At 41.9% G+C, this 23864-nt stretch carries 25 protein-coding genes; 20 read left to right on the forward strand and 5 right to left on the reverse strand.

Going from position 1 to position 23864, the window contains the following annotated elements; all coding sequences use genetic code 11:
• Window positions 1–779 precede the first annotated feature (779 nt).
• Together MKY95_RS08365 and MKY95_RS08370 are read left to right on the forward strand one after the other, a co-directional pair.
• Entirely contained in the window at window positions 780–3086 is a 2307-nt protein-coding gene (locus MKY95_RS08365) for an SIR2 family protein (RefSeq protein WP_339198130.1), read from the forward strand.
• A 107-nt stretch (window positions 3087–3193) separates the two neighbouring features.
• Window positions 3194–3796, forward strand: coding sequence for a hypothetical protein (locus tag MKY95_RS08370; protein ID WP_339198132.1), 603 nt, complete (start codon window positions 3194–3196; stop codon window positions 3794–3796).
• A 684-nt stretch (window positions 3797–4480) separates the two neighbouring features.
• Here MKY95_RS08370 and MKY95_RS08375 read toward each other — a convergent pair.
• Window positions 4481–4732 carry a helix-turn-helix transcriptional regulator gene (locus tag MKY95_RS08375; RefSeq protein ID WP_339198135.1) on the reverse strand — a complete coding sequence of 84 codons (252 nt, stop codon included), beginning with the start codon at window positions 4730–4732 and terminating at the stop codon, window positions 4481–4483.
• Window positions 4733–4895: 163 nt separating this feature from the next.
• Here MKY95_RS08375 and MKY95_RS08380 point away from each other — a divergent pair, with 163 nt between their 5' ends.
• The 3 genes from MKY95_RS08380 (at window position 4896) to MKY95_RS08390 (ending at window position 6212) form a co-directional block, all read left to right on the forward strand.
• Window positions 4896–5081, forward strand: a complete 186-nt coding sequence (locus MKY95_RS08380) for an aspartyl-phosphate phosphatase Spo0E family protein (RefSeq protein ID WP_339198137.1) — start codon at window positions 4896–4898, stop codon at window positions 5079–5081.
• Window positions 5082–5117: 36 nt separating this feature from the next.
• Window positions 5118–5420, forward strand: a complete 303-nt coding sequence (locus MKY95_RS08385; RefSeq protein WP_339198139.1) for a hypothetical protein — start codon at window positions 5118–5120, stop codon at window positions 5418–5420.
• Between the two features lie 192 nt (window positions 5421–5612).
• Window positions 5613–6212, forward strand: a complete 600-nt coding sequence (locus MKY95_RS08390) for a hypothetical protein (RefSeq protein ID WP_339198142.1) — start codon at window positions 5613–5615, stop codon at window positions 6210–6212.
• Window positions 6213–6318: 106 nt separating this feature from the next.
• On the opposite strand, the gene MKY95_RS08395 is transcribed toward MKY95_RS08390, so the two are convergent.
• The 3 genes from MKY95_RS08395 to MKY95_RS08405 form a co-directional block, all read right to left on the reverse strand.
• On the reverse strand, window positions 6319–7998 hold the full coding sequence (locus tag MKY95_RS08395) for an ABC transporter substrate-binding protein (RefSeq protein ID WP_339198144.1): 1680 nt from the start codon (window positions 7996–7998) through the stop codon (window positions 6319–6321).
• Window positions 7999–8132: 134 nt separating this feature from the next.
• The gene (locus MKY95_RS08400) at window positions 8133–9743 is read right to left on the reverse strand and encodes a response regulator (protein ID WP_339198147.1); all 1611 of its coding nucleotides are present in this window, start codon (window positions 9741–9743) and stop codon (window positions 8133–8135) included.
• A 228-nt stretch (window positions 9744–9971) separates the two neighbouring features.
• Window positions 9972–11783 carry a histidine kinase gene (locus MKY95_RS08405; protein ID WP_051447170.1) on the reverse strand — a complete coding sequence of 604 codons (1812 nt, stop codon included), beginning with the start codon at window positions 11781–11783 and terminating at the stop codon, window positions 9972–9974.
• Between the two features lie 276 nt (window positions 11784–12059).
• Here MKY95_RS08405 and MKY95_RS08410 point away from each other — a divergent pair, with 276 nt between their 5' ends.
• The 6 genes from MKY95_RS08410 to MKY95_RS08435 all read left to right on the forward strand — a co-directional run bounded on the left by MKY95_RS08410 (window position 12060) and on the right by MKY95_RS08435 (window position 17831).
• Window positions 12060–12917: an ABC transporter permease subunit gene (locus MKY95_RS08410; RefSeq protein WP_179086446.1), complete on the forward strand. Its 858-nt coding sequence runs from the start codon at window positions 12060–12062 to the stop codon at window positions 12915–12917.
• Window positions 12918–12933: 16 nt separating this feature from the next.
• Window positions 12934–13806, forward strand: a complete 873-nt coding sequence (locus tag MKY95_RS08415; RefSeq protein ID WP_036610522.1) for a carbohydrate ABC transporter permease — start codon at window positions 12934–12936, stop codon at window positions 13804–13806.
• 192 nt (window positions 13807–13998) lie between these two features.
• Window positions 13999–14655, forward strand: coding sequence for a hypothetical protein (locus MKY95_RS08420; RefSeq protein ID WP_036610519.1), 657 nt, complete (start codon window positions 13999–14001; stop codon window positions 14653–14655).
• Window positions 14656–14697: 42 nt separating this feature from the next.
• Window positions 14698–15165 carry a GNAT family N-acetyltransferase gene (locus MKY95_RS08425; protein ID WP_036610514.1) on the forward strand — a complete coding sequence of 156 codons (468 nt, stop codon included), beginning with the start codon at window positions 14698–14700 and terminating at the stop codon, window positions 15163–15165.
• A 120-nt stretch (window positions 15166–15285) separates the two neighbouring features.
• The gene (locus tag MKY95_RS08430; protein ID WP_339199929.1) at window positions 15286–16893 is read left to right on the forward strand and encodes an FGGY-family carbohydrate kinase; all 1608 of its coding nucleotides are present in this window, start codon (window positions 15286–15288) and stop codon (window positions 16891–16893) included.
• A gap of 296 nt (window positions 16894–17189) precedes the next feature.
• Window positions 17190–17831 carry an elongation factor G-binding protein gene (locus MKY95_RS08435; RefSeq protein ID WP_036610511.1) on the forward strand — a complete coding sequence of 214 codons (642 nt, stop codon included), beginning with the start codon at window positions 17190–17192 and terminating at the stop codon, window positions 17829–17831.
• A 129-nt stretch (window positions 17832–17960) separates the two neighbouring features.
• Here MKY95_RS08435 and MKY95_RS08440 read toward each other — a convergent pair whose 3' ends face one another.
• Window positions 17961–18548, reverse strand: a complete 588-nt coding sequence (locus MKY95_RS08440) for an NAD(P)H oxidoreductase (protein ID WP_339199931.1) — start codon at window positions 18546–18548, stop codon at window positions 17961–17963.
• Window positions 18549–18792: 244 nt separating this feature from the next.
• Between MKY95_RS08440 and MKY95_RS08445 the strand changes: the two genes are divergently transcribed.
• From MKY95_RS08445 to MKY95_RS08485, 9 genes are all read left to right on the forward strand, one after another.
• Entirely contained in the window at window positions 18793–19191 is a 399-nt protein-coding gene (locus MKY95_RS08445; RefSeq protein ID WP_036610505.1) for a helix-turn-helix domain-containing protein, read from the forward strand.
• The gene (locus tag MKY95_RS08450; protein ID WP_051447169.1) at window positions 19188–19673 is read left to right on the forward strand and encodes an NUDIX domain-containing protein; all 486 of its coding nucleotides are present in this window, start codon (window positions 19188–19190) and stop codon (window positions 19671–19673) included. The genes MKY95_RS08445 and MKY95_RS08450 overlap by 4 nt, the downstream gene beginning before the upstream one ends.
• A 12-nt stretch (window positions 19674–19685) precedes the next feature.
• On the forward strand, window positions 19686–20132 hold the full coding sequence (locus tag MKY95_RS08455; protein WP_143781018.1) for a hypothetical protein: 447 nt from the start codon (window positions 19686–19688) through the stop codon (window positions 20130–20132).
• A 229-nt stretch (window positions 20133–20361) separates the two neighbouring features.
• Window positions 20362–21225, forward strand: a complete 864-nt coding sequence (locus tag MKY95_RS08460; protein WP_036610499.1) for a DUF4085 family protein — start codon at window positions 20362–20364, stop codon at window positions 21223–21225.
• 14 nt (window positions 21226–21239) lie between these two features.
• Entirely contained in the window at window positions 21240–21533 is a 294-nt protein-coding gene (locus MKY95_RS08465; protein WP_143781019.1) for a hypothetical protein, read from the forward strand.
• Between the two features lie 10 nt (window positions 21534–21543).
• Window positions 21544–21771 carry a hypothetical protein gene (locus tag MKY95_RS08470; protein ID WP_155985067.1) on the forward strand — a complete coding sequence of 76 codons (228 nt, stop codon included), beginning with the start codon at window positions 21544–21546 and terminating at the stop codon, window positions 21769–21771.
• A 46-nt stretch (window positions 21772–21817) separates the two neighbouring features.
• Window positions 21818–22363, forward strand: a complete 546-nt coding sequence (locus MKY95_RS08475; RefSeq protein WP_036610494.1) for an HAD-IIIA family hydrolase — start codon at window positions 21818–21820, stop codon at window positions 22361–22363.
• A gap of 20 nt (window positions 22364–22383) precedes the next feature.
• Window positions 22384–22857 (forward strand): NUDIX domain-containing protein, encoded by a 474-nt coding sequence (locus MKY95_RS08480; protein WP_036610491.1) that lies wholly within the window; start codon window positions 22384–22386, stop codon window positions 22855–22857.
• A gap of 84 nt (window positions 22858–22941) precedes the next feature.
• The gene (locus MKY95_RS08485; protein ID WP_036610487.1) at window positions 22942–23805 is read left to right on the forward strand and encodes a phosphotransferase; all 864 of its coding nucleotides are present in this window, start codon (window positions 22942–22944) and stop codon (window positions 23803–23805) included.
• The last annotated feature ends 59 nt before the right edge of the window (window positions 23806–23864 follow it).

Consider the following 23864-nt stretch of genomic DNA (forward strand, 5'->3'; position numbering starts at 1 on the left):
AAGTGTGATGACGCTTCTTGTTATTCAAATAAATCCCATCCTTATGTTTGTACTACTAACAATACTGTTGTATGAAAATAACTGTATCATCCGTTTTATTTTAGCAGTATTTTCCGTTATCTGTAAGTAGATTGTTCCGTATGAAATGGTAGTAAATAAACAACCAATTGATCAAAGAACCGTTACAAAAGGCGTAAAAGTTACGAGGACACATCCTTAAAAGGATCAAAACGTATTGTAATCAGGTCGAATGCTTTCTGAGCTATTCTTCCGGCTTAGTGTAGGTGAATTTTTCGTCTGCGTTGCAAAATCTGAATATTGAAAGGAAAACACTCCTCGTGAGACAGGGAAAGGGATAAAAGGATCGGAGGACGCCACTTTAAACTCTCGCCTGGGCTATCGTGCAGAAATAAATGGCTGTTTCCAGGAAAATCCTCTGATCGACACTTATCGAGCGGAGCGTTCAGAAGGTTTTATAGAAGCAAGACGACGTACAGGAATTGTGAAAAAGGTAAGTATTCATGCTCTGAGACACTCCTTCGCCACTCATTTTCTGGAAACGGTACAGATCAGCAAGGATGAATGTTAGGAAAAATGTACCAGTGTATTCAAAGTCCGCTGGACCTTTTATATAAGAGATTGAGTTTTTTATTGAATCTTCCTTTTTCGTTAAATTTTCCTTCGCAATTGTAAAAATATGCGTTATCATATACGTGTGATATTATGGTTTACATGAATTGAATATAAACGTAACCCTAAATTAAAGGAGAATATAATAGATGCAAGAGTTGACAATAGAACATTTAGCATATTTATTGAAAGAAGCAAAAGAAAATGATAAACCTCAACCGATCTTCTTTTTAGGTGCTGGAGCATCGCGTTCTGGCAACATACCACTAACTCAAGAAATTATTAATGATATATTGAAGAAGCATCCTAATAGTCCTTTTGTTAAAGATTTAGACGAAAAACAAAGAACATATGCAAGCTTGATGAATTGTCTTACACCACACGAACGAAATGAACTATTAAAAGGGTACATTGATAAAGCAAAAATAAATGTTACACACATTTATTTGGCACAATTATTGCAAGAAGGCTTTGTAGATTATATATTAACTGTAAACTTCGATAATCTGATGTTGAGGGCTTTAGCAATGTTTAATATATTTCCTTCAACATATGATATGGCGATTTTGAAAGATTTAACAACGACAACCTTTAAAGAAAAATCAGTGGTTTATCTTCATGGGCAAAGTCATGGTTTATGGTTACTGAATACCCCTGAAGAGATGAGTAAAGTGAAAACTATAATTCCTCGTATCTTTGATAGTATTAAAAATGAAAGACCTTGGATTTTTATCGGTTATAGCGGTGAAGATCCAGTTTTTGAGCATATTAAAAAATTGGGTAGATTTGATAATAGCCTCTATTGGATTACATATAATGACGAGAGTCCAAAACCTCAGGTAGAAAAATTTATTTCCGATCCGCACACTAATGCTTTTTTAATAAAAGGTTACGACTCTGATTCATTTATGTTGAAACTCAACAGCGAATTAGGATTAGAGCAGCCACGTATTGTAGATAAACCGTTTACTGCTTTACTGGAAATGCTTCAAGAAATTGTTGATATTGATGAAAAAGAGCATTTTCAAGGGGTTAAAGAACGTTTAGAAATTGCCAAACGACAAGTGTCAGAAGCCAAACAACAGTATGAGATGGGGGACGTTATTACAGTTTCAGACATAGTAGAGTTTGATATAGATAAATTAAAAAAAGAAATAATTAATTTAATGATTGACAAAGATTATGACAAAGAAAAAATATCAATTATAGAAGAGAAAGTTAAAGAAACTAATGATAATACGCTTCGTGAGCTAATGTCAGGATTATATAATAACTGGGGAATTGCTTTAAAGAATTTAGCAAGAGGAAAAGAAGGGGAGGAGAGAGAAAAACTGTATCAGCAAGCTTTTGAGAAACACGAAAAGTCTATAGAAATCAAACCGGACAAGCATGAAGCGTATAATAGTTGGGGAATTGCTTTGAAAAATTTAGCAGAAAGCAGGGAAGGGGAGGAAAGAGAAAAACTGTATCAGCAAGCCTTTGAGAAATATGAGAAGTCTATAGAAATCAAACCGGAAAAACACGAAGCGTATAACAATTGGGGCATTGCATTGGAAAAATTAGCAGAAACCAGGGAAGGGGAGGAAAGAGAAAAACTGTATCAGCAAGCCTTCGAAAAATATGAGAAGTCCATTGAAATCAAACCAGACAAAGACGAAGCATATAATAATTGGGGAATTGCTTTGAAGAATTTAGCAGAAAGCAGGGAAGGAGAAGATAAAGAAAAACTGTATCAGCAAGCTTTTGAGAAACACGAAAAGTCTATAGAAATCAAACCGGACAAACATGAAGCGTATCATTGCTGGGGAGTTGCTTTACAGCTATTAGCAAAAAGTAGGAAAGGGAAAGAAAGAGAAAAACTGTTCCAGCGAGCCTTTGAGAAATATGAGAAGTCTATAGAAATCAAACCAGACAAACATGAATCGTATAACAATTGGGGAAATGCTTTACAGCTATTAGCAGAAAGTAGGGAAGGGAAAGAAAGAGAAAAACTGTATCAGCAAGCCTTTAAGAAATATGAGAAGTCTATAGAAATCAAACCAGACAAACACGAAACGTATAACAATTGGGGTATTGCATTGAAAAAGTTGGCAAAAGGTCGGGAAGGCGAGGAAAGAGAGAAATTGTATCAGGAAGCTTTTGAGAAATACGAAAAGTCCATTGAAATCAAACCGGACCTGTACGGAGTGTACTTCAGCTGGGGGAGTATGTTAGGGGATTTGGCGGAGAGTAAGGAAGGCAAGGAAGCGGAAGTCTTGTTTCAGCAAGCTTTTATGAAATATGAAAAGGCTGTTGAATTTAATCCAGATATGCATGAAGCGTATATAAATTGGGGTATTGATATGGAGAATTTAGCTAAAAGGAAGGAAGGTAAGGAAGCAGATCATTTGTATCAACAAGTATCACGTTTAAAAGCTAAATCAGAGGTAATACAGAATACGAAAAGTGTAATTTGAATTTAAGAAAAAATGGATTTTGAAGAGACATAGCAAGCATTGATATATACACTAATATAACAATAAAAAAAGTTTCTTTAGTATTATAAGTGAAAAGGAGTAATATTTTGAAGATCGAAGGATTAAAGGCTGGCTTAGTCTCTGGCATATTGGGGTCAATGATTTTCTTCATTGTTTTCCAACCGTTGTTAACAAAAGCAGGTTGGGTTATGAATGGGTTAATCTCTATATTTTTCAGAAATTATACTGATTCAATGTACTTAACTGCAGCAATGAAAAATACAAATGCTGTAACAGATGACGTTATATCAATGCTCACGGGGATGATCGTCGGTTTAATTTTCTCGGTTTCAATAGTGAGTTATTATGTTGTATTTATTGAAGATAAAAATAAATTAAATGATTACAATGTTGATACAAATAGAACCAAAAGGAAGAAAAGAACTATTAAATATTTATGGATAATTCAAACTATATTAGTTCTAATTATTGCCGTTATGATTACTACTAATTTGTATAAAAACTTAACTTCTGTTAAGTTAATATACAAATTTGAACAAGATATAGTTGTTTTGTCTGAAGTTTTATCTCAAAGTGAATTAAGTAAATTAAAATCGCAATGGGCATACATGGAAACAAAAAATGACTACAACTTCATTAAAATAAGAATCAATCAACTTGCAGAAATAAACAATATTGAATTACCTTGATAATTCAAATCAAGACTATAGATATTAAGTTCATATTTAATGTAATCTTGATAAGAAAAAGGGTGGATAGAAATCCACCCTTTTTCTTATCAATTTATTATTTACAAGATCATAGTAATAAAACACACTAGAGTACTTGGCTGCATGATAACATCCATAACTAGCTATAAGGTCAGGAAAGTCTTCATATGCCCGAATTACATGTCGGCCTTTACTTTTCTCCATCTTCCACAATATGAAGGTTATACTTCTATGTATCTTTATTTACTGCATTTCTCATTCTTCTCATTGGTACATATGTAGTGTTATTATACGTAATTGCATTAGTGGTTTTTTCTTATTGTCATTCGAATAAGAACGATCTTCTGAATTATTGTTTTGATTGGTGTTCCTGATGATGCGAGTGCTGCTATTCCAGTAAGTGTTAAATCAATTAAAATACCTATAACCTATAAACAGCTTTTAACCTCATCTTTCAAATAAATCTCTTCACAGTACTCAGTTTAATTGCGTAAATGTATTCCATCTTAAAGCGACATAGTTATTAAAGATCTCTTTTTTTGTTCATGTGCTGTTTGCAGGAAAGCTTCCTTCACATGTTTTGATGTTTGTGCAAAAGGAGGGGGAAGGTTACTGATTGGGGGGTTGATGAAAAATTAACGCGTTTTATTGAATGTACGTTCTTCAATCCTTAAATTCCCCAAGTAAATAACCCACAGAAACCTCCAAAGCCTTAGCAATCATCACCACCTCATAATCCTGAACAAGACGATATTGCCCCTCCAATCGTGAGAGACTCGTTTGACTGATATCTAAACCCAATGTTTGCAGTCTGGCGAGGAATTCTCGTTGTTTAATCCCTTTACTTTTCCGAATAGCTACGACTCGGGAGCCGATGATGTTTTTGTCGCCAGGTGGTTCTTGTCTATGCTTCATTATGTACACCCCTCATTTCAACCAAATTGTATGAGAAATAATGGTTGTTTTAATGCGGATATCGAATTAAAATAAAATAAACCGATAATCGCATTAAAATGACTGCTCACGTCTAGTCTTAACAAGACATGGCGCAGTTTAGACCCACTAGAGAGGTGCATGTATGAGCCGGTTGCTTGACTTATTGGAAGAGGAACGGCGCAAGCTTAATCAGCTTGGTGAGGCATCCTTGAAGCAAGCGATTCCGTTGTGGGAGAACCCTGAGGTTCAGGAACAGAGCCGGAGGGTGGATGAACTGGTGGCCCAAGTGAGTGAGATGAAGGCGAGACATAGCCGAGTGGTACGATGATGAGTACGGTACATAATGCGTAGGGGAGGAAAAGCAATGGATTTTCCAACGTGGATGCAACGAGCGATTCAAGCAAGGCTAGATGAGGTGACTGCCCGGATTGAACATGATCCTGAACTGAGTCGAGTACGTGGGGGAACAGACGAAGCATTTGAAGTTTTGTTTGCAGGTAAGGATGTCAAGCAGACACCTGAATATATCGAGTGGGAGAATCGTTATATTGTCAGCAAAGGCATAGAAAATGAGCGGTTGTATATGCAGGGACTACGAGATGGCATTCAGCTCACAGTATCCTTGCTGGGTCAGTCGATGCCAGAGGAGACCGAGACAGAGGCTTGATCCACTAAGGCAAACCCATAAGTCAGGGGAAGCTACCTCGATCTTAACTTAAAAACCGGAGCGGAAGCGTGAACTTAGCGCTTCCGCTCCGGCCTTAATGCTCTACTTTTCCAAATTCTAAATTTAGGAAAGGAGCACATTGAGTATGTGTTAAGCTTAAAGAAACAAGGGTAAAAGCGAGGTATGATTATTATGAAAAAAAGATCTAAATACTTAATCGTGCTTTTTATGTTTATTGCGATTGTGTTTATTCTTCTTTTTTTGAATACCAATAAAAATGAAGCAAATGAGCCAGTGGTTAATGGCAAGATCATTCACGTCAAAAACTTTGATCTGGATGCCAAATCAACGAATTTAAAGACTATGACAGAAGGGTCGATATTTGTTGAGGGTGAGAAGGAGCGAATTGATCATATCAAAATAGTAGCACATGTAGAGATTGACCCCGTTGACTGGGGTGGTGTTGCATTTTATATCCCTGATCGATGGAGTGTCTACAGCATCACCAGCAGTTATCCTGAACATCAATCGAAGTTAAAGCCCGCTGAGTATGTATCCACCTGGATGAATTATTCTGATGACTCTTCATGGCGCACGATGATTGAGATTGGGAGAGAACGAAATTACATAGCAAATGGCGGAGGTACTGGAACGATTGTGATCGATTTAAGTCCGGATCAAAAGGGAATGTTCCCCTCTGAGTCATTAAAGATTGGTATTGAGGTCGGATCAGAAGAGAAAGATGGAAAAAGAGTTATGGGCACAGATTCTGTTGAAGTTCACGTATTTTAAAGTGCTGGGTTAACTAGATATAGAAAAACAAGCCGAAGCGATGGCAATGCACGCTTCGGCTTGTTTTTTAATTCTTTTATTTTGCCCAGTGTTACTTCTTCAATTCTTATTTCGCACTTACCGATTTAAACCAATCATTTACTTCTTGCGTGATCTGATCTCCGCCATTGGATTTCCAGTTGGCGACGAATTGGTCAAAGGCATCGATTGGCAGATTGCCGTAGATGATTTTGTTGAAGGTTTCCATCTCGGACTGACGGAGCAGGTTCCATTTGGATACCATGGTTGGTGTTGCAGCGCCAGTGAAATAGTTTTGTTTACGGATGTCGATCTGGGACATCACGACTTTACCTGCATACCAGTTTTCCGGTTTACGGAATTCGGCCATTTGTTTCTCGTAAGGTGTTTCAGGCTTCTCGCCGTTGGCCAGCTTCACGAGTGTTTTCATGTACAGATCCGGGATACGTGCTGGGCCGGTCAGGAAAGGGAATTCGTTGGAGAAGTCTTTGATCTTCTCTTTGTCACTGGTCGGTTGTCCGTCAATGATATCCCAGTCGTAACCTTTGGCAAAGCCGTATTCATACTCACTGCCCGCAGCCGGGTTAGCCAGGTTATCGAGCAAGTAGTTGTAGTACAGGAAGATGGCTTCTGGATGCTTCGCATCCTTGTTGATCATGATACTTGCGTTGACACCAGAGTTCTGCCACTTCGTACCGATCTTGCCGTCTGGGCCAGCTGGAACAGGGTAAGCTTTATACTTTGAGCCAGGTACGTTCTTCAGCAGGTCAGGTGCAGGCCAGTCCGGTACCCAGTTTGCGCCAGGCAGAATGCCCGCTTTGCCAGCTGTCCAGCTTTCAGCGGATTTGCCTTCGTCCCACAGAGCGGAGTCAGCGTGGATATAACCTTTATCCATCCATTCAGCCAGCTTGGCAAGGGCTTGTTTGGCACCTGGGTTAACGGAGCCGTACTCGAGGTTGCCGTTTGCGTCTTTGTTCCATTGCTCCTCGATTGTGCCGTATGCACCGAACAACCAGTCGAGCTGACCCATCCAGGTGTTGGTGTTATTTTTCAGCGAGATCGCCAGAGGGAATACTTTGTCTGGAGACAGACCGTCTGGGTTTTCGTTTTTGAATTTGTCCATGATGTTCTCAAGATCTGCAATGGTTTTCGGCGCTTCCAGGTTCAGCTTCTCCATCCAGTCTTCGCGGAGCCAGAGCAGTGTATCGTCGTTATCGGTGTACTCCATGATCGGCATGTTGTATTTCTTGCCATCCTTGGTGAACGGATACCACAGTTCAGGATGTGCTGCTGCGTGATCTTTCAGGGTCTGGCTCGCGTACTTGTCGAACAACTCATCGATGGCGATGAATTGACCGGAGTCGATCAATTGATTAGTCAGTACCGCATTGGTGGGTACGGTGACGAAATCAGGCAGCTTTTCGCCAGAGGCGATAGCCAGTTGCAGCTTTTGTCTGTATTGATCGTCATTGGCCGGATACCAAGTATCTTTGTGCTTCATACCCAGCGTTTCGAGCATCCAGCGATCGTGCACGTTATTTTCTTTGGTATCTCCTTGCACGTATTTCTTCGGCATTAATACCGAACTGAACTCGATCGGTGGATCATATTTTCCTTTAGCAAAAGCAGCCTCTGCTTCAGCTGAGCCGACAGTTCCCGGCGTATTATTACCATTGTCACTGGCTGTCTCGCCACTGCCGCACGCAGTGATCGTGATGAGCGCGATAACCATGAGCAGTGACCACCATGTTTTTTTGATTTTGATCATTGTTCAATCCCCCTACGGTGTATGATCTTTACAGTGTAACTGTACCAATTTGTGCGGGAGTGCATCTATATGAGTTTTTTAGTTTTGATAGGACTCTATTAGTGAATGTGCAAAAAGATCGGTTTTCAGTCATGTTATTTATGCTGGTCTCGGTACTCTTGCGGTGTAACGCCAAACTGGCGTTTGAACACTTTGATAAAATAAGCTGGGTCCATATAGCCAATCTCCATGCTGATTTCGTACACTTTTTTGGTGGTCGTGACCAGCTTGTGACAGGCCCGATCCATGCGCAGGCGTGAGATATAATCACTGATGCCTTCGCCCGTTTCGATCTTATAGATTTTGGATAAATGGGTCGGGTGCAGATTGACATGGTCAGCGAGCACACGCAAAGACACATCCAGATGCAGGTTCTTATCTGTAAAATCCTGAATCTTCTTCACATACTCGGAACGGATGTCCTTGATCTCGTTGGACGTGCCTTCCTTGAGTTTGCCCAGCACACTGAGCGACCATTTTCGCAGTTTGCTGATGGTAGCGAAAACCTCCCCACTTTGCAAATCCTCGACATCATTGCCCATTAAGGTGGTCAGAGTCAGCTTGTTCCGATGGGCGATGTTAGTGAACGAAGCTGTAATGAGAAAACCAGCTTCCATGCAATGCTCCCAGGATTCCGACCATTTCTCATCCAGCTCTGCGCAGACCGCGCGTATTTTCTCTTCGGCGGTATCCCACTGTCCGCTTTCTAGCAAACTAATAAAGGTGGGCGGGGTGTACAGCACGTCCAAGGGACCTTGTGCCGCAGGTGTCTCGACATCGCTGACACGCATGACAAATTCGCGTTCATCGCCAACGATCTGCCGGAAATAGGCGGAAGCCTGACGGAAGCGATCGTAAAGCTGATCCGGAAAGGTGAACCACTCGGTGATAACGATGGAGAGGGAGCCTTTCAGAAACTGTTTTACTTTGGATTGAAGCTGAATTGATAGCTTCTCCAGAATGGTTTCTTTGCCAATATCGCCTTTCCGATCTTTCAACTGAAGCAAAAACACCAGATATCCGTGCTCCTCTTTCACGCCCCACACTTCCATAAACTCACCCATAATCTCTTCTGCCATATTGATGATCGCATATTCGATCAGGGTCTGATCATTGCTGTCATAGTGTCCGAATTCTTCTTCCAGCCGTACGAGCATTAATGCTGCATCCCCGGTATGAAAGGGCAGAGCGTAATTGGCGAGCTTCCGATCCCATTCCGCAGCGGCGATTCGTTGTCCTTGCAACGCCCCTAGGAGCAGTCGTCCCCGCAAATGGGGGAGATTCTCTCGCAACGTAAACTGCGTTCGTGTCAGTGAACTGACAATTTCCCATTCGTTGTTCAATTGATCAATGGCCTTCTGGACAGCGCCCATTAATTCATCGTCTGTTGGCGGCTTCAGCAGATAGTCTACGGCCTCAAACTGGATGGCTTTTTTGGCGTAATCAAATTCGGAATAACCGGATAACAGGATACATTTTATTTTTTTGTCCCGGATGCGGATGCGTTCAATTAGTTCAATACCTGTCATTTCGGGCATCTGGATGTCCGAGATCACGATATCGATGGGGTGGGTGTCGATCATTTGTAGTGCTTCGTGTGCCGAGTATGCTTTATGCACATGTTCGATCCCCAGCGTGTGCCATGGCTTGGTCATGGACAGGTTATCGACCCAGTGTGCTTCATCGTCTACGATCATCATTTGCATTATAATGTCTCCCTTGGTGGTTGAACTAAGGCATATTTACACTTGCCACTCCGATGACAGAATAACCTTCCGATCGCTGTTATCCCCAGATTTATTGAATGAATTTTATAAGGTTTAAATCTGGGGGTAAAGGCGAACACTTCGTTTCTTCAGGTTTTTTCTGTCCTCTGCGTTCACGTGTAAATGGTTTGTTCAAAATCAAATGTCAACTTATCGTTAGTATCGATATCAATTCATATCTGTACTACCTTTATCGGAATCTGTGTCCTCTTTTGGTATCTCCCAGATGATTTCGGTTCGGAATCCGCCAAGTGGGGATGGGCCGAATAGGAGGTAGGAATGACTGCCGAACAGGTGCGTGATTCGTTGGTGCGTATTCCAAAGGCCGCAGCCCATTTCTTCTTGTAAAGGTTCCTGCATCTTCAAGTTTAGCGCTTCGTACTGTTCCGGGCTTAGGCCTGGACCATCGTCGTCGATGTATATTCGGCCAAAACCATTCAAGCGCTCCCCGGTAATTCGGATTTCCCCGGATGAATAGGACTTCGCCACGCCGTGTATGACGGAATTCTCGACCATCGGTTGAAGCATTAATCGTGGCACCGACTGGGCAAGCATATCTTCAGGGATATCGATGTGATACTCAATGCGACCATTGCGCAGCTTCTGGATATCCAGATAGTTGATCAGCAGCTTGATCTCTTCTTGTAGCGACGACGTCTCCCGTTCCATACGGGTGGTGTAGCGATAATACGCACTTAGGTTATGCGCCATGGAGACGACGGCTTGCTCGTCCTTCATTTGGGCCATGTTGATGATATAACCAAGACAATTATATAGGAAATGCGGATTGATCTGCGCCTGTAATTGCTTCAGCGTAGCTTCCCTGGCTCTAATTTTCTCATGGAATACATTTTCGATCAGATCTTGAATCTGATGGGACATATCGTTGAATCGGCGGAACAGGAATGAGAACTCATTCTGGTTTTTGCTATACAGTCGGACAGAATAATCCCCTTGCTCTACACGGCGTAAACCTTTGATCAGCTTTTTGATCGGATATTGAACATTTCGGTACAGCAGGATTGACGCAGAGATACCCACCACCAGCAGCAAAATCATACAGGTGTAGAACAGATTCTGACTGAGCGAGATGGGTTTCAAAATCTGATACAGCGGGATGACGTCAACCAGATGCCAATCCAGATAGGTGGACTTCACGGAGCTAACCAGATATTTCTTTCCGTTCAGTTCGACCACGTCCTGTGTGGTATCCTCTGGCGAGTGCGTATCCAGATACTGAGTGAGTGCTGCGGATAACTGTTTGTCCGCGCTGCGATTCAGAATGGGTGCATTTCCTTTGTGATATAAGAAAGGATCACCTTGTCCGCCGGCTTTATACGTATCCAGCATATTCTGAATGTTCTCATAGCTGAAGCTGGCTTCAATCACCAGATTGCTTCCAGTGAGCATTCCTGGTTGGGCAAGGGAGTCCGTAAAGAACCAGTAGAAGGATTTCATCTCATCTTGTGATTCGGCACTTTGGTCCCCATAGGTCCATTGTCCGCTCATATTTTTTTTCAAATACGCCTCATCATATCCGGTAGTTCGATTGTAGTTGGCGATGACATCCTCATTCTGCTGTGAATACACCGCATATCGGGTAGGCCATATATCGGTAACGCTCGTCTGAAGCGTCATTTTCTCCTGAATCACATAACGGGTCTGCATCCGGTCATATCGATCATCCCACATGTTCAGGCCGTTGAAGGCTCTGACATTCGGATCTCGGGAGAGAATCAGGCTGAAATCCATCATCTGATTGATACGGGAGTCGATCTGACTGGACAGAAACGTGAGCTGTTTTGTGTTGGAGATCTGCAATTCTTTGCTGACGACATCATAGGTGACGTTATTCGAGTAGGTGTACATGATCAGAATGGGGATGAATAAGACCACAATTAACAAGTTTATTTTGGCGAATAGACTGAATCGGGATCTGGTTTTATTTTGAAAAGGCATTAAGCGCTTCCATATATACATGAAAAGTCTCCTTTAAATTCGTGTGTAAATTAACCTCTTCCTAGGATGGCCCTAACAAAACACTATCAAGCCTAACAATGTTATATAGCAGACCTCAGTATGGCTTGATACTATTTATATCAGAGAACCCCATCACACACAAAAACTTTTTTTGGGAACAGGAGCAGTGCTATGGAGGCTAAATTGGAGGGTAAGCGGGTTCCGCAGGCAAACGTTGGGAACAAGCTGGATAAAAAGAGAAAAAAACGCTATAAACAGCCATGGATTCTGCACTTCATGGTGTTGCCGGCGGCCATTATGGTCTTTATATTTTCATACATTCCGATGTCCGGGATTTTGATGGCATTTCAGGATTATAAACCTGCACTGGGATTTTTCAATTCCGAATGGGTAGGACTAAAGCACTTCAGGTACATGTGGGAAAATGATTACTTCCTGCAAATTACGTGGAACACGCTATTTTTTGCCTGCACGAAGATTGTCATGAATCTGATCATTCCGTTTGTCTTCGCCTTATTGCTAAACGAGGTACGGAAGATGGCGCTGAAAAGAACGATTCAAACGCTCGTGTATCTACCACACTTTCTGTCATGGGTAACGTTATCCGGTATCCTGATCGATATTCTGGCCCAGACGGGTATTGTCAATCAGTTCCTGGTATCCGTATTTGGTATCAAGCCGATCTTCTTCCTGGGGGATGGCAGCTGGTTCCGGTTCACGATTATTGCGAGTGATGTCTGGAAAGAGTTTGGTTTCAACACAATCATCTTCCTCGCGGCATTGTCCGGCATTAACCCGGCTCTGTATGAAGCGGCTGAGGTGGACGGTGCAGGACGCTGGAAGCAAACGATGTATATTACCATCCCGGCACTGATTCCCATTGGAATCGTAATCGCAACGCTGGCACTGGGTAATGTGCTTAACGCCAACTTTGACCAGATCTTTAACTTATATAGTCCGTTAATTTATCAACAAGGAGATATTATCGATACGTTTGTGTATAGAGAAGGTCTGCTTAGTGGGCAGTTCAGTTTCGCTACCGCTGTGAATCTGTTCAAATCGGTCATCAGCCTGATCCTGATTGTGATCTCGTACCGACTGGCTTACCGATTCGCCGGATATCGAATTTTCTAGAAAGGATGACAAACGAATGTATCATAAAACGATGCCTTACCGCATATTCAGCATATTCAACAATGTGTTCCTGACCATCCTTTCACTGCTCTGCTTGCTGCCTTTGTATCACTTGCTCATGGTATCACTTAGCGCATCCGCACCTGCAAATGCTGGTCTCGTAACGTTCTGGCCAATTGGATTTACACTGGAGGCGTATGCGAAGACATTTGCCAATACCAACTTCCTCTCCTCCTTATGGGTATCTGTGGAGCGGACGGTACTTGGTACTGGACTTGCGTTAATCGTTAATACGATTGCAGCCTATGCACTTTCCAAAGAGACGCGGGTGTTCCGCGCACGTAACATCTATCTCTGGTATTTTGTCATCACGATGCTGTTCAGCGGTGGCCTCATTCCGGGGTACATCCTGATTCTGAAGCTGGGACTGATGAACACATTGCTGGCCTTGATCCTGCCAGGATTGGTTGCGGTATTTAACATCATTCTGTTGCTGAATTTCTTCCGTACCGTTCCGAAGGATCTGGAAGAAGCGGCATTCATCGATGGAGCAGGACACTTTAAAACGTTTATCAAAATCTATCTGCCTGTCTCGGTACCCGTTATTGCAACGGTTTCGCTCTTCATGATGGTTGGGCATTGGAACGCATACTTTGACGGAATCATCTACATCCGTGATGCGGAAAAACTTCCACTGGCTACATTCATGCAGACGATCATCGTGCAAGCGGATATGTCGAAGCTTGATCCAGAAGCGGTGAAGAACCTGTCCCAACGGACGATTCGGGCTTCGCAGATCTTTATCAGCGCGCTGCCGATCTTGTTAGTGTATCCGTTCCTGCAACGTTATTTTGTTACTGGGATCGTGGTTGGGGCTGTTAAGGAGTAGTTAAATGTAGGGAATGAATAGGATTGTAAAATGGAGTCACTGAACTGGGGAAGGCCAGGGAGGTGGCTTCTTTTTGTGTATGGATAAAGAACGTTGCATATATGTAGTGTATTACCTTTATTTGAATAAAATGGTACGATGATAGCTGATTGAAACTTATCTTTATTATTCATATCAGAGGGTGTGTACGAAGTGAAAAAAATAATAATTGTTACTCTTGCTTTGTCGTTAGTAAGCGCTTCTCTTGCTTTTGCAGCGACAAGCGCACCACAGAAGATAAGTATATTTTTGAATGGAAAAGAACTAAAGACCAGGGCAGGGACAGAAGTCAAAATAATTGAAAATCGTGCTTATATCCCGGCCAGTGTTCTTCGTGATGCAAGATTTGCGGTAGAGTATAAGAATTCCAAGCTTAATCTAGTGAATAGTTATTCTCATTACACCAAAAATTTAATAGAGATGCATCTTTCCAATCATGAATTCACAAGCAAATTCATCAAGATCGAGCAAGAAGTGGTTGATGTTCTTAGTAAAGTAATATTAGAAGAGCAAGTTGACATCTCCAGATTACAACAGTTAATAAAGGAAGCCGAATTTAAGGGCTGGATCCGTCCAGAGGTGTTTACTCCAGTACAAGACTATAATTCCTTTGATTTTTCTGATGCGGGTTATAGTGTGGAATCATATAAAAAAGCGAGTACTGAGTTAATAGCCTATGTTCATACCGGGGACAAGGAAAGATTAAAGTCTTTCCACGAAGAGAGAAAAAAGGCGCTTGAGTATTACGATTCTTACACATATATGTATGATCGTATTTTTAAATTGAGCTATATTAGTGCAACAAAATAGGAAGAAAATAGTAATGATGATGAGTGCGGGAGGGAATTCAAAATGGAATTTAGAAGAATAACTTGGGATAATTTTATCGAATGTATTGAACTTAAAGTCACTCCAGATCAACAAAGATTCATATCCTCGAACCAACATGCACTTGCTGAAGCGTACGTGGCCTCAGATGAGGGGCAGATTATTATTACTTTTGCAGTCTATAAGGAAGACAATATGGTAGGTTTTATTTCGATGTACTATGATGACGGGGATGGCAATTTTGAATATAGCAGTTATGGCATCTTCAAGATGATGATTGACCAGCGATACCAAGGTAAGGGATATGGTAAAGAAATGGTAGTAAAAGCAATCGAGTATGCGAGAACTTTTCCACGTGGAAAAGCCAAAGTTGTAGAACTCACCTACAAACCTGAAAATGTAGTTGCGAAGAAAATTTATGACTCTCTTGGTTTTATTCAAACCGGTGAAATATTGGCATGTGGCGAAGTACAGGCGGTATTAACTTTGTAATTGTCCGTTACAGCTCCAATCCTGCTCTTTCTTCATGAAATTTACACCTTGATTTGGGCTATTCAAATCAACTATTTCCGAATCGGGCGAATTCCAAATTGAGAGAGGATGAATACGATGATGGATCAAAACTTGAAACAAGCAACAGTCAGGGGAGAAACTTCGCTAGGTATTGAATTTGGATCCACACGAATCAAAGCTGTACTCATGGATCACCATTTTAATACCATCTGTTCAAGCAGTTATGAGTGGGAAAATCAATTGATTGGCGGTTACTGGACTTACCCTATGGATGAAATGATTCATGGGTTGCAACAAACCTATCATCAATTAAAGCAAGAGGTTGAAAAAAATTATGGTGTAACGATACAAAAAATTGGCTCAATCGGATGTTCTGCTATGATGCAGGGTTACATTGCACTTGATCAAACAGGGGAGTTATTGGTTCCGTTTCGTACATGGCGTAATGCCACAACGGGTAAGGCTGCATCAGAGCTAACCGAGAAATTCCAGTTTAAAATTCCAGAGCGCTGGAGCATCGCACATTTGTATCAAGCGATTTTGAACGGAGAAGAGCATGTTACGAACATCAATTATATTACGACGTTATCGGGTTACATACATCGGCTGTTAACTGGCAGTAAAGCTATTGGTATAGGGGATGCCTCAGGTATGTTCCCAATTGATGAATCCACACTGGAATACCATGAAGATATGTTGAAGAAGTTTGACGATATAATTGCCGACAAAGGCTACACGTGGAATCTTAAAGATATTTTACCTAAAGTGTACACTGCCGGTGAACATGCCGGATATCTTAGTGAAGCTGGTGCCCGACTGTTAGATCCATCAGGTAATCTGGAATCCAATATTCCACTTTGCCCTCCGGAAGGCGATGCTGGAACAGGCATGGTTGCTACGAATAGCGTCCAAAAACGTACGGGTAACATTTCCGTAGGTACATCGATTTTTGCCATGATTGTATTAGATAAAAACCTATCTAGGGTATACCCTGAGATTGACATCGTGACTACACCTGATGGCAATCCTGTGGCTATGGTTCTTGCGAATAACTGCTCCAGCGATATTAATGCCTGGGTCGACTTGTTCCGTGAGTTTTATGAGGCGATGGGACAGAAGCCCGATATGAACCAGTTATTCAGTGTGTTGTTCAATGAAGCACTGAAAGCTGACGCTGATGGCGGTGGCTTACTGAGCTATGGCTACTATTCAGGCGAGAACATTACAGGAATTGCAAAAGGTCGTCCGTTGTTCGTACGTTCTCCAGAGAGCCGCTTCAACCTGGCAAACTTTATGAGAGTCCATCTGTTTGCTGCACTAAGGCTCGGGCTGGATATTCTCACACAGAAGGAGCACGTAACGATTGAGCACATTTGGGCGCATGGCGGATTGTTCAAAACCCCACTAGTCGCTCAAAAAATGTGCGCATCCGCACTGAATATTCCCGTGTCGGTCATGTCTACCGCTGGTGAAGGTGGCGCATGGGGAATGGCTATTTTGGCTTCCTACATGGTTAATAAGCAGCAGCACGAGGGTTTGGCGGAGTACCTTACTACCAAGGTGTTTATTGATGCAGAAGGACAAGAGGTTTCTCCAAATAGCACGGATGTGAATGGATTTGCCTTGTTCATGGAGCGTTACACGGAAGGACTGGCCATTGAGCAGTCAGCGGTAGATCATTTCGTGGAGAATGGGAAGAAAGCCTGAGATGTAATCATATTTCTTGAACAGAGGAAATTGGAACGAAGCCCGTTGCCTACACTATGCTGCCCTGCTATAATTCCTGTATATCTACTGCATTGGGGGTTATGACGTGGCAATATGGATAATGCCGGATTGCTCGTTCGCTAGAAAGCCTTACGCAAAGCCTGAATAGGGGCGGACTTTGTGTAGGGCGCGACAAAAATGAGATTGTTGCCCTGGAATCAACATCAACATAATGTTACATCCCGCAGGCTTTGCACCTTATTTGTTCTTCCAATAAAAATAAGGGGCTGAACGCCATGCAAACACCATTTATTCAGAATCATCAATTTAATTATATTCAAAAACAAGCTGATTTCCTGCTTAAAACGCTACGCTCGGTTGTGGATCCCAAAGTATTGGAAACCGTCCGTTATACGGTCGGCACAAATGCGGTGAGCATCTTCGATGAACTCACTTCGGAGCAGAAGCAACTGCTGGAGCAGTTATCCACGTATGAGACGACACATGAATTGCAGACGTATCTGAACCAGCTCGAATCATATCTGATTCCATATCCGCAAGTATCAGCGAAGCAGATTCAGAAGCTTTTTCCAAAGGCCAAGAAGCTCAAAGTGCCCGATCTCGAATCCATCGATTACGCACACACAACCTATCTGAGATGGACTGACATTGCGACGAGCCGTTTGTTCATCGTGTACCCGTACGAAGGCAGATTCCTCGGTATTGAGGGACGGATTACACCTACGAACAAAAAGGGGTACTGCATGTTCTGTCATCGTCATCAGGAGCTCGGATTCTTCAACGTGAAGACCAAGGCTCATTCGCCGGATAACTTTTCTTCCATTGCCCAGTACGTATGCATGGATAACACAGCTTGCAACCATAGTATTACCGATATCACTATGCTGGAGAAGTTTCTTCTCTCGACAGTAAAATAATGCAAGACACACAGGCAGGGTCGCTCTTCGGAGCGACCTTTTTGCCGTGTTCAAGTATAGTAATCCGCTATTGAACGTACCACTAAACTTCAGAATTCATATTAGGTTCACACCTTTTTTCTCATACGATCATGGAGTCGGAATATCGTTGACATAGTTCAGTCCCAAGTGATGTGCATGGTTCAGCAGTGCCTCATAATGCTCAGGCTTGGATTCCAACGTTTCATATAAAAACTCAACCCTCGATTGGGACACGCCGCAGTAATCGGCAATTCCCACATTGAGCAGGTTGGTGATCGATTGACCATAGTTGCGCTTATGCATCTGTTCTTCCGTCACACCCGAAAGAGAGATCCACAATATCTGCTTATGAGAGAGCTTGTTCGCGCCGTAGGCAAATCCGTTGTTCATGACACGATCCACATAACCTTTCAACATGGCTGGCAGATGCCACCACCAGAGAGGAAACACAAAAGCCACAGCATCGTGTTTCTTCAATCGCTTCATCTCGGTTTCAACCTCAGGCGAGAACACCTGAGTTTCTTGGGTATAGTCTGGTTCATCCATCTCTCGGAGAATTGGGTCGAAGCCAATTCCATGCAAATCCAATATCTCATAACCGTGACCGGCATCGGTAAGACCCTGTGCAAAACGTTGAGCTACCTGAAAGGTCAAGGAGTCTTTTCTTGGGTGGGATACTACAACGAGTACGTTCATCTTATCTTTCACTACCTTTCTGGATTGCAGTCTTGTAGCCATAAATCAGTGGCTGATGCTATTATAAACAGGTATGAAAACATCTGGAAGTACGCACTTTGATGTTCTATAGGAAGAATGAAGTGCCATAGGAACATCAAAGTACCCTAAATGAATGCCTTGAAATAGATTTGAATAATGGAAAAAATAGCAGAAAAAAAGATCATGCTTCACCTTGATAGCCTATTTATGGAGGGGTTCAAAAATGACAGAACATGGAGAAACGAGTGCTCCAAAAAAATATAAAGTAGGCGTGGAAGCGGCCTTGGAAGTAATGGGTGGGAAGTGGAAGCCTTTGATTATTTATCATTTGATGACCGGACGGAAACGCACGTCGGAGCTTCGGCGGTTAATACCGGACATTACGCAGAAGATGCTGACAACACAGCTCAGAGGACTTGAAAAGGATGAGATCATACAGCGCAAGGTATATTCAGAGGTACCTCCCAAAGTGGAATATGAGTTGACGGACTACGGCTGGGGACTCAAGCCTGCCCTGGACCATTTGTGTTATTGGGGAGAAGAGCATCTGGATAAAATCCACGGAGATAAGTTTAAAGTTTTGGAGGACTTCGATTCTGAAGAGAAGGGGGCGAGAAATTGAATGGTGCGGAGCACGTGAAACAGGTAGTCCCTATTCGTTGTGAAGGCGTGGCTGTAGTTCTGTTGAAGAAAAGCCTCGATCAATACCGTGTACTGATGCTAAAGCGGGCTGGTCGTATGTTGCATAACGAGTGGTGTTATGTTGGCGGCGGGATAGAAAAGGGCGAGAAGGCATGGGAAGCTGCACTCAGAGAAGTTCATGAGGAAACAGGTATTACGGAAGTCCGGTTGTATTCTGCCAATCAATTCGAACAATATTATTCACCCATGGGGGAGTATATCTATACCGCTCCCGTATTCGTAGGATATGTGGATGAACGCCAGCCTGTCCGGTTAAATCATGAACATACCGAGTACCAATGGATGACGTTTGACGAAGCTAAAGAAAATGCGGCATTGCCCGGAATTGAAGACATCTTGGATTTTGTTGAAAAGCATTTTGTCAGAAAAGCCCCTTCCGAGTGGCTTCGGATTAATGGTTAGAATAATTAGGAGGTGGAACTCATCACATACAAGACGATTTATCCAAGAGCATGGTTGAGCCTATTATGTATGTTGGTCATTGAAGCTATGTTTTTCAGAAATATTATTTATGATGAAAATGGTATTATGAAGTACTTCCTGATCGTTATATTGACTTTTATTCTCGGTTACATCGTTTTTCTGCTCTGGCGTTTGTTTTTCACTAAACCCAGTATTACGCTGGAAAGCGATCATGTGATTTCTATGAAACATCAGAGATATGATGCATCTCAGATTGAGTGTATTTATATGAATTACAGACGGATTGGCATCAAACTCTATGGTAAACGGTTAGTGCCGATGGATCTATGTTTTTATTTTCAACGAGGTCAGGAGTCCGCAGGCGTAGAATCAGTGTATGAATGGGCGGCGCGAAACGACAAAGAGATCAAACATAAATTTTTTCAAACCGTGGGGTAGACCAGTACGTCTGTTGAGTATAAGGAATCGTTGAGGCTGAAGATTTTGGAGGAGTAGCGATGAAAACAATGAGCAATTCCTAACGAGCGGTGAGCGCTTAAATGATGACCCAGTTGGGGAATTCCCAAGAAGGCGAGGAGCCTGATGCAGGAGATCATGTCCTCACTAATTAAAAAGCTCTAAGTTTCAATAGCAAAGTAGATTCTATAAATCAACAGGAGAGATGCATATGAGATATCGAACTAAAGAATGGTATGAGCTTTGTCAGCAGACAGGGCTTCATTTTGGGATGAGGGTACATAGAGGAACTTACGAATTGGACGAAGCACTTTTCCTGCGACGTTATAAGAGAAAAGAAAAAGAGTATGTAGAGTTTCAGCGTGAGATGTATAATACAGATCCTCGTTTTTTGCTGGAGCAAAATGGCCATGTTTTTGTACCTGCCGAAAAGTTTCTTAGTGGGAATGAAATATCGGAAGATGATAAAAAAGTATATCAGATGCCTGCTGAAGAAAGAGAGCGGATCGAGAAATTAATCGCGGATTATGATGTGAGGCCTCCTTTTGACGAGCTACAGCATAGAATTGCATTTAAAGAGATGCAGGAATGGGATTACAAACACCAGAAAGAACGATTACCAAAGGAAATATATGAGCAAATTGCGGATATCCGTGTATTTACGTTGGGTTATTGCACGAGAGAAGTTATGCTCCAGCTGAAGAAACAGAGTGCAGAAAATAGGAGAGAGATGGAGCGTGTATCGAATGAATACAGGGAAGCCATTCTAGCGCAGGATATTCCCGATGAAATCCGTAGTCGGGTTCAATTTCATGATTGTACAGTGATGGAACTACTGACGGGAGATGAAGTGGTCATTCGTTTTGACACCCGTGGGGGCTTCACCAATATAAATAAACTCACGCTCGTTGCGCCGGAAATCCTTAAGCAAGATGGTGAGATTGTAGGCAGTTACTGGCTGTATCAAGAGCTGTATCGGATCGATAACGGATATGAGCTTCATGTTCTATTTGATGGAGAGAATATGCCTGAGTTGATTGTTCGCTGTGCTGATATTCTCGTAGAGGAAGAATGAGAGAGGCCAAGAGGATGAATATGGAGGGAATAGAGATGGAATGGACCACCAGTACCTTTGGTTATTTATCTACTCCCGTATTTGTCGTGGGCATTGCATGTTACTTCTTTCCTGATTTTCTATACAAAATATTTGTTCTGATGAGATATCGAAAAATTAAACCGAATTACGAGTTTGAAGATAACCCACCTAATAGTGATATCCCTAAACATATCGAAATAATATTAAAAGTACTAGGCACCATAATGGTTATATTAGGGATGATATGGTTTTGGTTTTCAGAAGAGTTTTATAACATATTATTTTGACAGCAAGGAGTTGAACACCATTTTGGAGTTTTATGGAGCTTTAGTAGTATCACTTATATGTTTAATTGTCGTTCTTATCTTTGCTGCAATTGTACGTTATGCGATAGATTCATCCAAAACATCGAAAAAGCTGGATGTATTAATCAAAGAAGTACACTATCTGAAAACTGAAATTAAAAAATTGCAACACCATAAGCAGCAAGATGGTAGCAAGCATATTATTGATGAGAAAGTATAGATGAACGACAAGACTTGAAATTTTTTTAAGAAGGGAACAGACCATAATGAAACCACAGGGAAACGTACAAGCTGTTTTTATAGACAGAGATGGAACAATTGGTGGTACAGGTCATTTTATTCATCCGAGAGATTTCAGATTATACCCAAATGCTCAAGAAGCAATTATGCATTTAAAACGAGAAGGAATTATGGTACTGGCTTTTACGAATCAATATCGAATCTCACGTGGAGAAGCGAGTGTTGAGGATTTTGAAGAGCAATTTCGCGAGTACGGATTCGATCACTCCTATATATGTCCGCATGAGCAAGAATGCAGTTGCAGAAAGCCTAAACCCGGAATGTTATTACAGGCATCAGAGGAACACAGTTTGGATTTATCCAAATGTATCGTTATTGGAGATGTAGGAGATACAGATATGCTTGCTGCCCATGCCGTAGGAGCGACCAAGATCATGGTGCGAACAGGCTGGGGGGAATCTTCATTAACCAAATTCAGAGACAAATGGATGGAGACCGAACCTGATTATATCGCAGAAGATATTTGGGATGCCGTACAATGGATCATTCATGGAAGAGAATTCAGTAATTAAAAGACAGGAGGTAACTGTGTATGGGCATGTCAGACTATTACAAAAACCTGAGGGAAAAGATCGGCAACGAGCTTGTTTTTATGCCGGGTGTAGCTGGGATTATCCGAAATGAACAAGGGGAGATCCTGTTCGGTCGTAAACATAACGAATCAACCTGGGGGTTGATTGCTGGAGCAATTGAGCTTGGTGAGACACCGGCGCAAGCGATGGTAAGAGAGGCACTGGAAGAGACAGGTTTAGTTGTTGAACCCGAGAAGATTATCGGAATATACGGGGGTGAAGCAAGAAGGATTACATACAGCAATGGTCATCAGGTCGAATATTTGACTATCGTATTTGAATGCAGGATCAAATCCGGGCAACTCACGCCCGATAATGAAGAGATGAAGGATTTACAGTTTTTCCCCGAGGATCAGCTTCCACCCATGGCAAACCAGTATCCAGATTATATTTTTAGTTCCAATCAAGAAGAACGGGCCCATTTTGAAAGATAACCCAACCCACTGTGCAGCTGGAATTTATACTCACCTTATCTTCGACAAATGAATTCAGATCCTAGTTATTATGAGGAGAACCATATGTTAATTAATCCAACGATTAATGAGATCAATAACTTATTCAAGATGCATCATATCAACGAAGAAATATCTGGAATTCAAAGTTTGTCAGGTACCACAGCTGGACGTGTTTATCGGTTGAGTACAAGTCTGAATAAGCACTATATTTTGAAATCAGATGAACCCGAACAGATTCACATCGCCCAGCAGTTTTTGGATACGTATAAGAATTCTTTGTTATTGCCTGAAGTTTTGTACACTGACCCGGCTAACACTCATTTTATTTATACGTATATGGAAGGTACGACCCATTTCAACCGGGGCCTGAAGAGAGAATGGTTAACTCGTCTGGTGAAAGAGTTATTCAATACATATGTGCGTTCTACAGATACGAAATCATGGGGCAGAATAGAGTTCCCGCAGAGGACATGGAAAGAATTCAATCAGATTAGTATTCAAGAAGCAAAGATGAATATCGGCAGTATTTTAACAACAGATGATTATAATCTGGTTCAATTCAAAGTGGATCGTCTTTTTCATGAGGAAGAAGAGAAGTTTCTTTTACATGGCGATACGGGGGTTCATAATTTTGTATTTGCTCAAAATAAACTCATAGGCGTCATTGATCCATCTCCAATGGTTGGACCTATCCTCTATGATTTTTTGTATGCGTTTAGCTCCTCGCCAGATAATATCAACACCGAAACATTATTTGCTACATTCGAACTTCTGGAACAGGTGGAAATGGAAAAATCCAGATTAATAGAGGAAGCTCTGGTTCATCTATATTGCCGAATTGGGCTGAGTAACAAGCATCATCCGGATGATCTGCCTGAATACTTGAAGGCATGGCAGGAATGGAAGCGATTATGTCAGGAACTTTGAACTAACAAAGTTTTCACACTATCGTGAATGCTCCAGTTCAGACTAAACAAGATAGGAGA

This window comes from Paenibacillus sp. FSL P4-0176 (genome assembly GCF_037975265.1).
Taxonomy (GTDB): domain Bacteria; phylum Bacillota; class Bacilli; order Paenibacillales; family Paenibacillaceae; genus Paenibacillus; species Paenibacillus amylolyticus.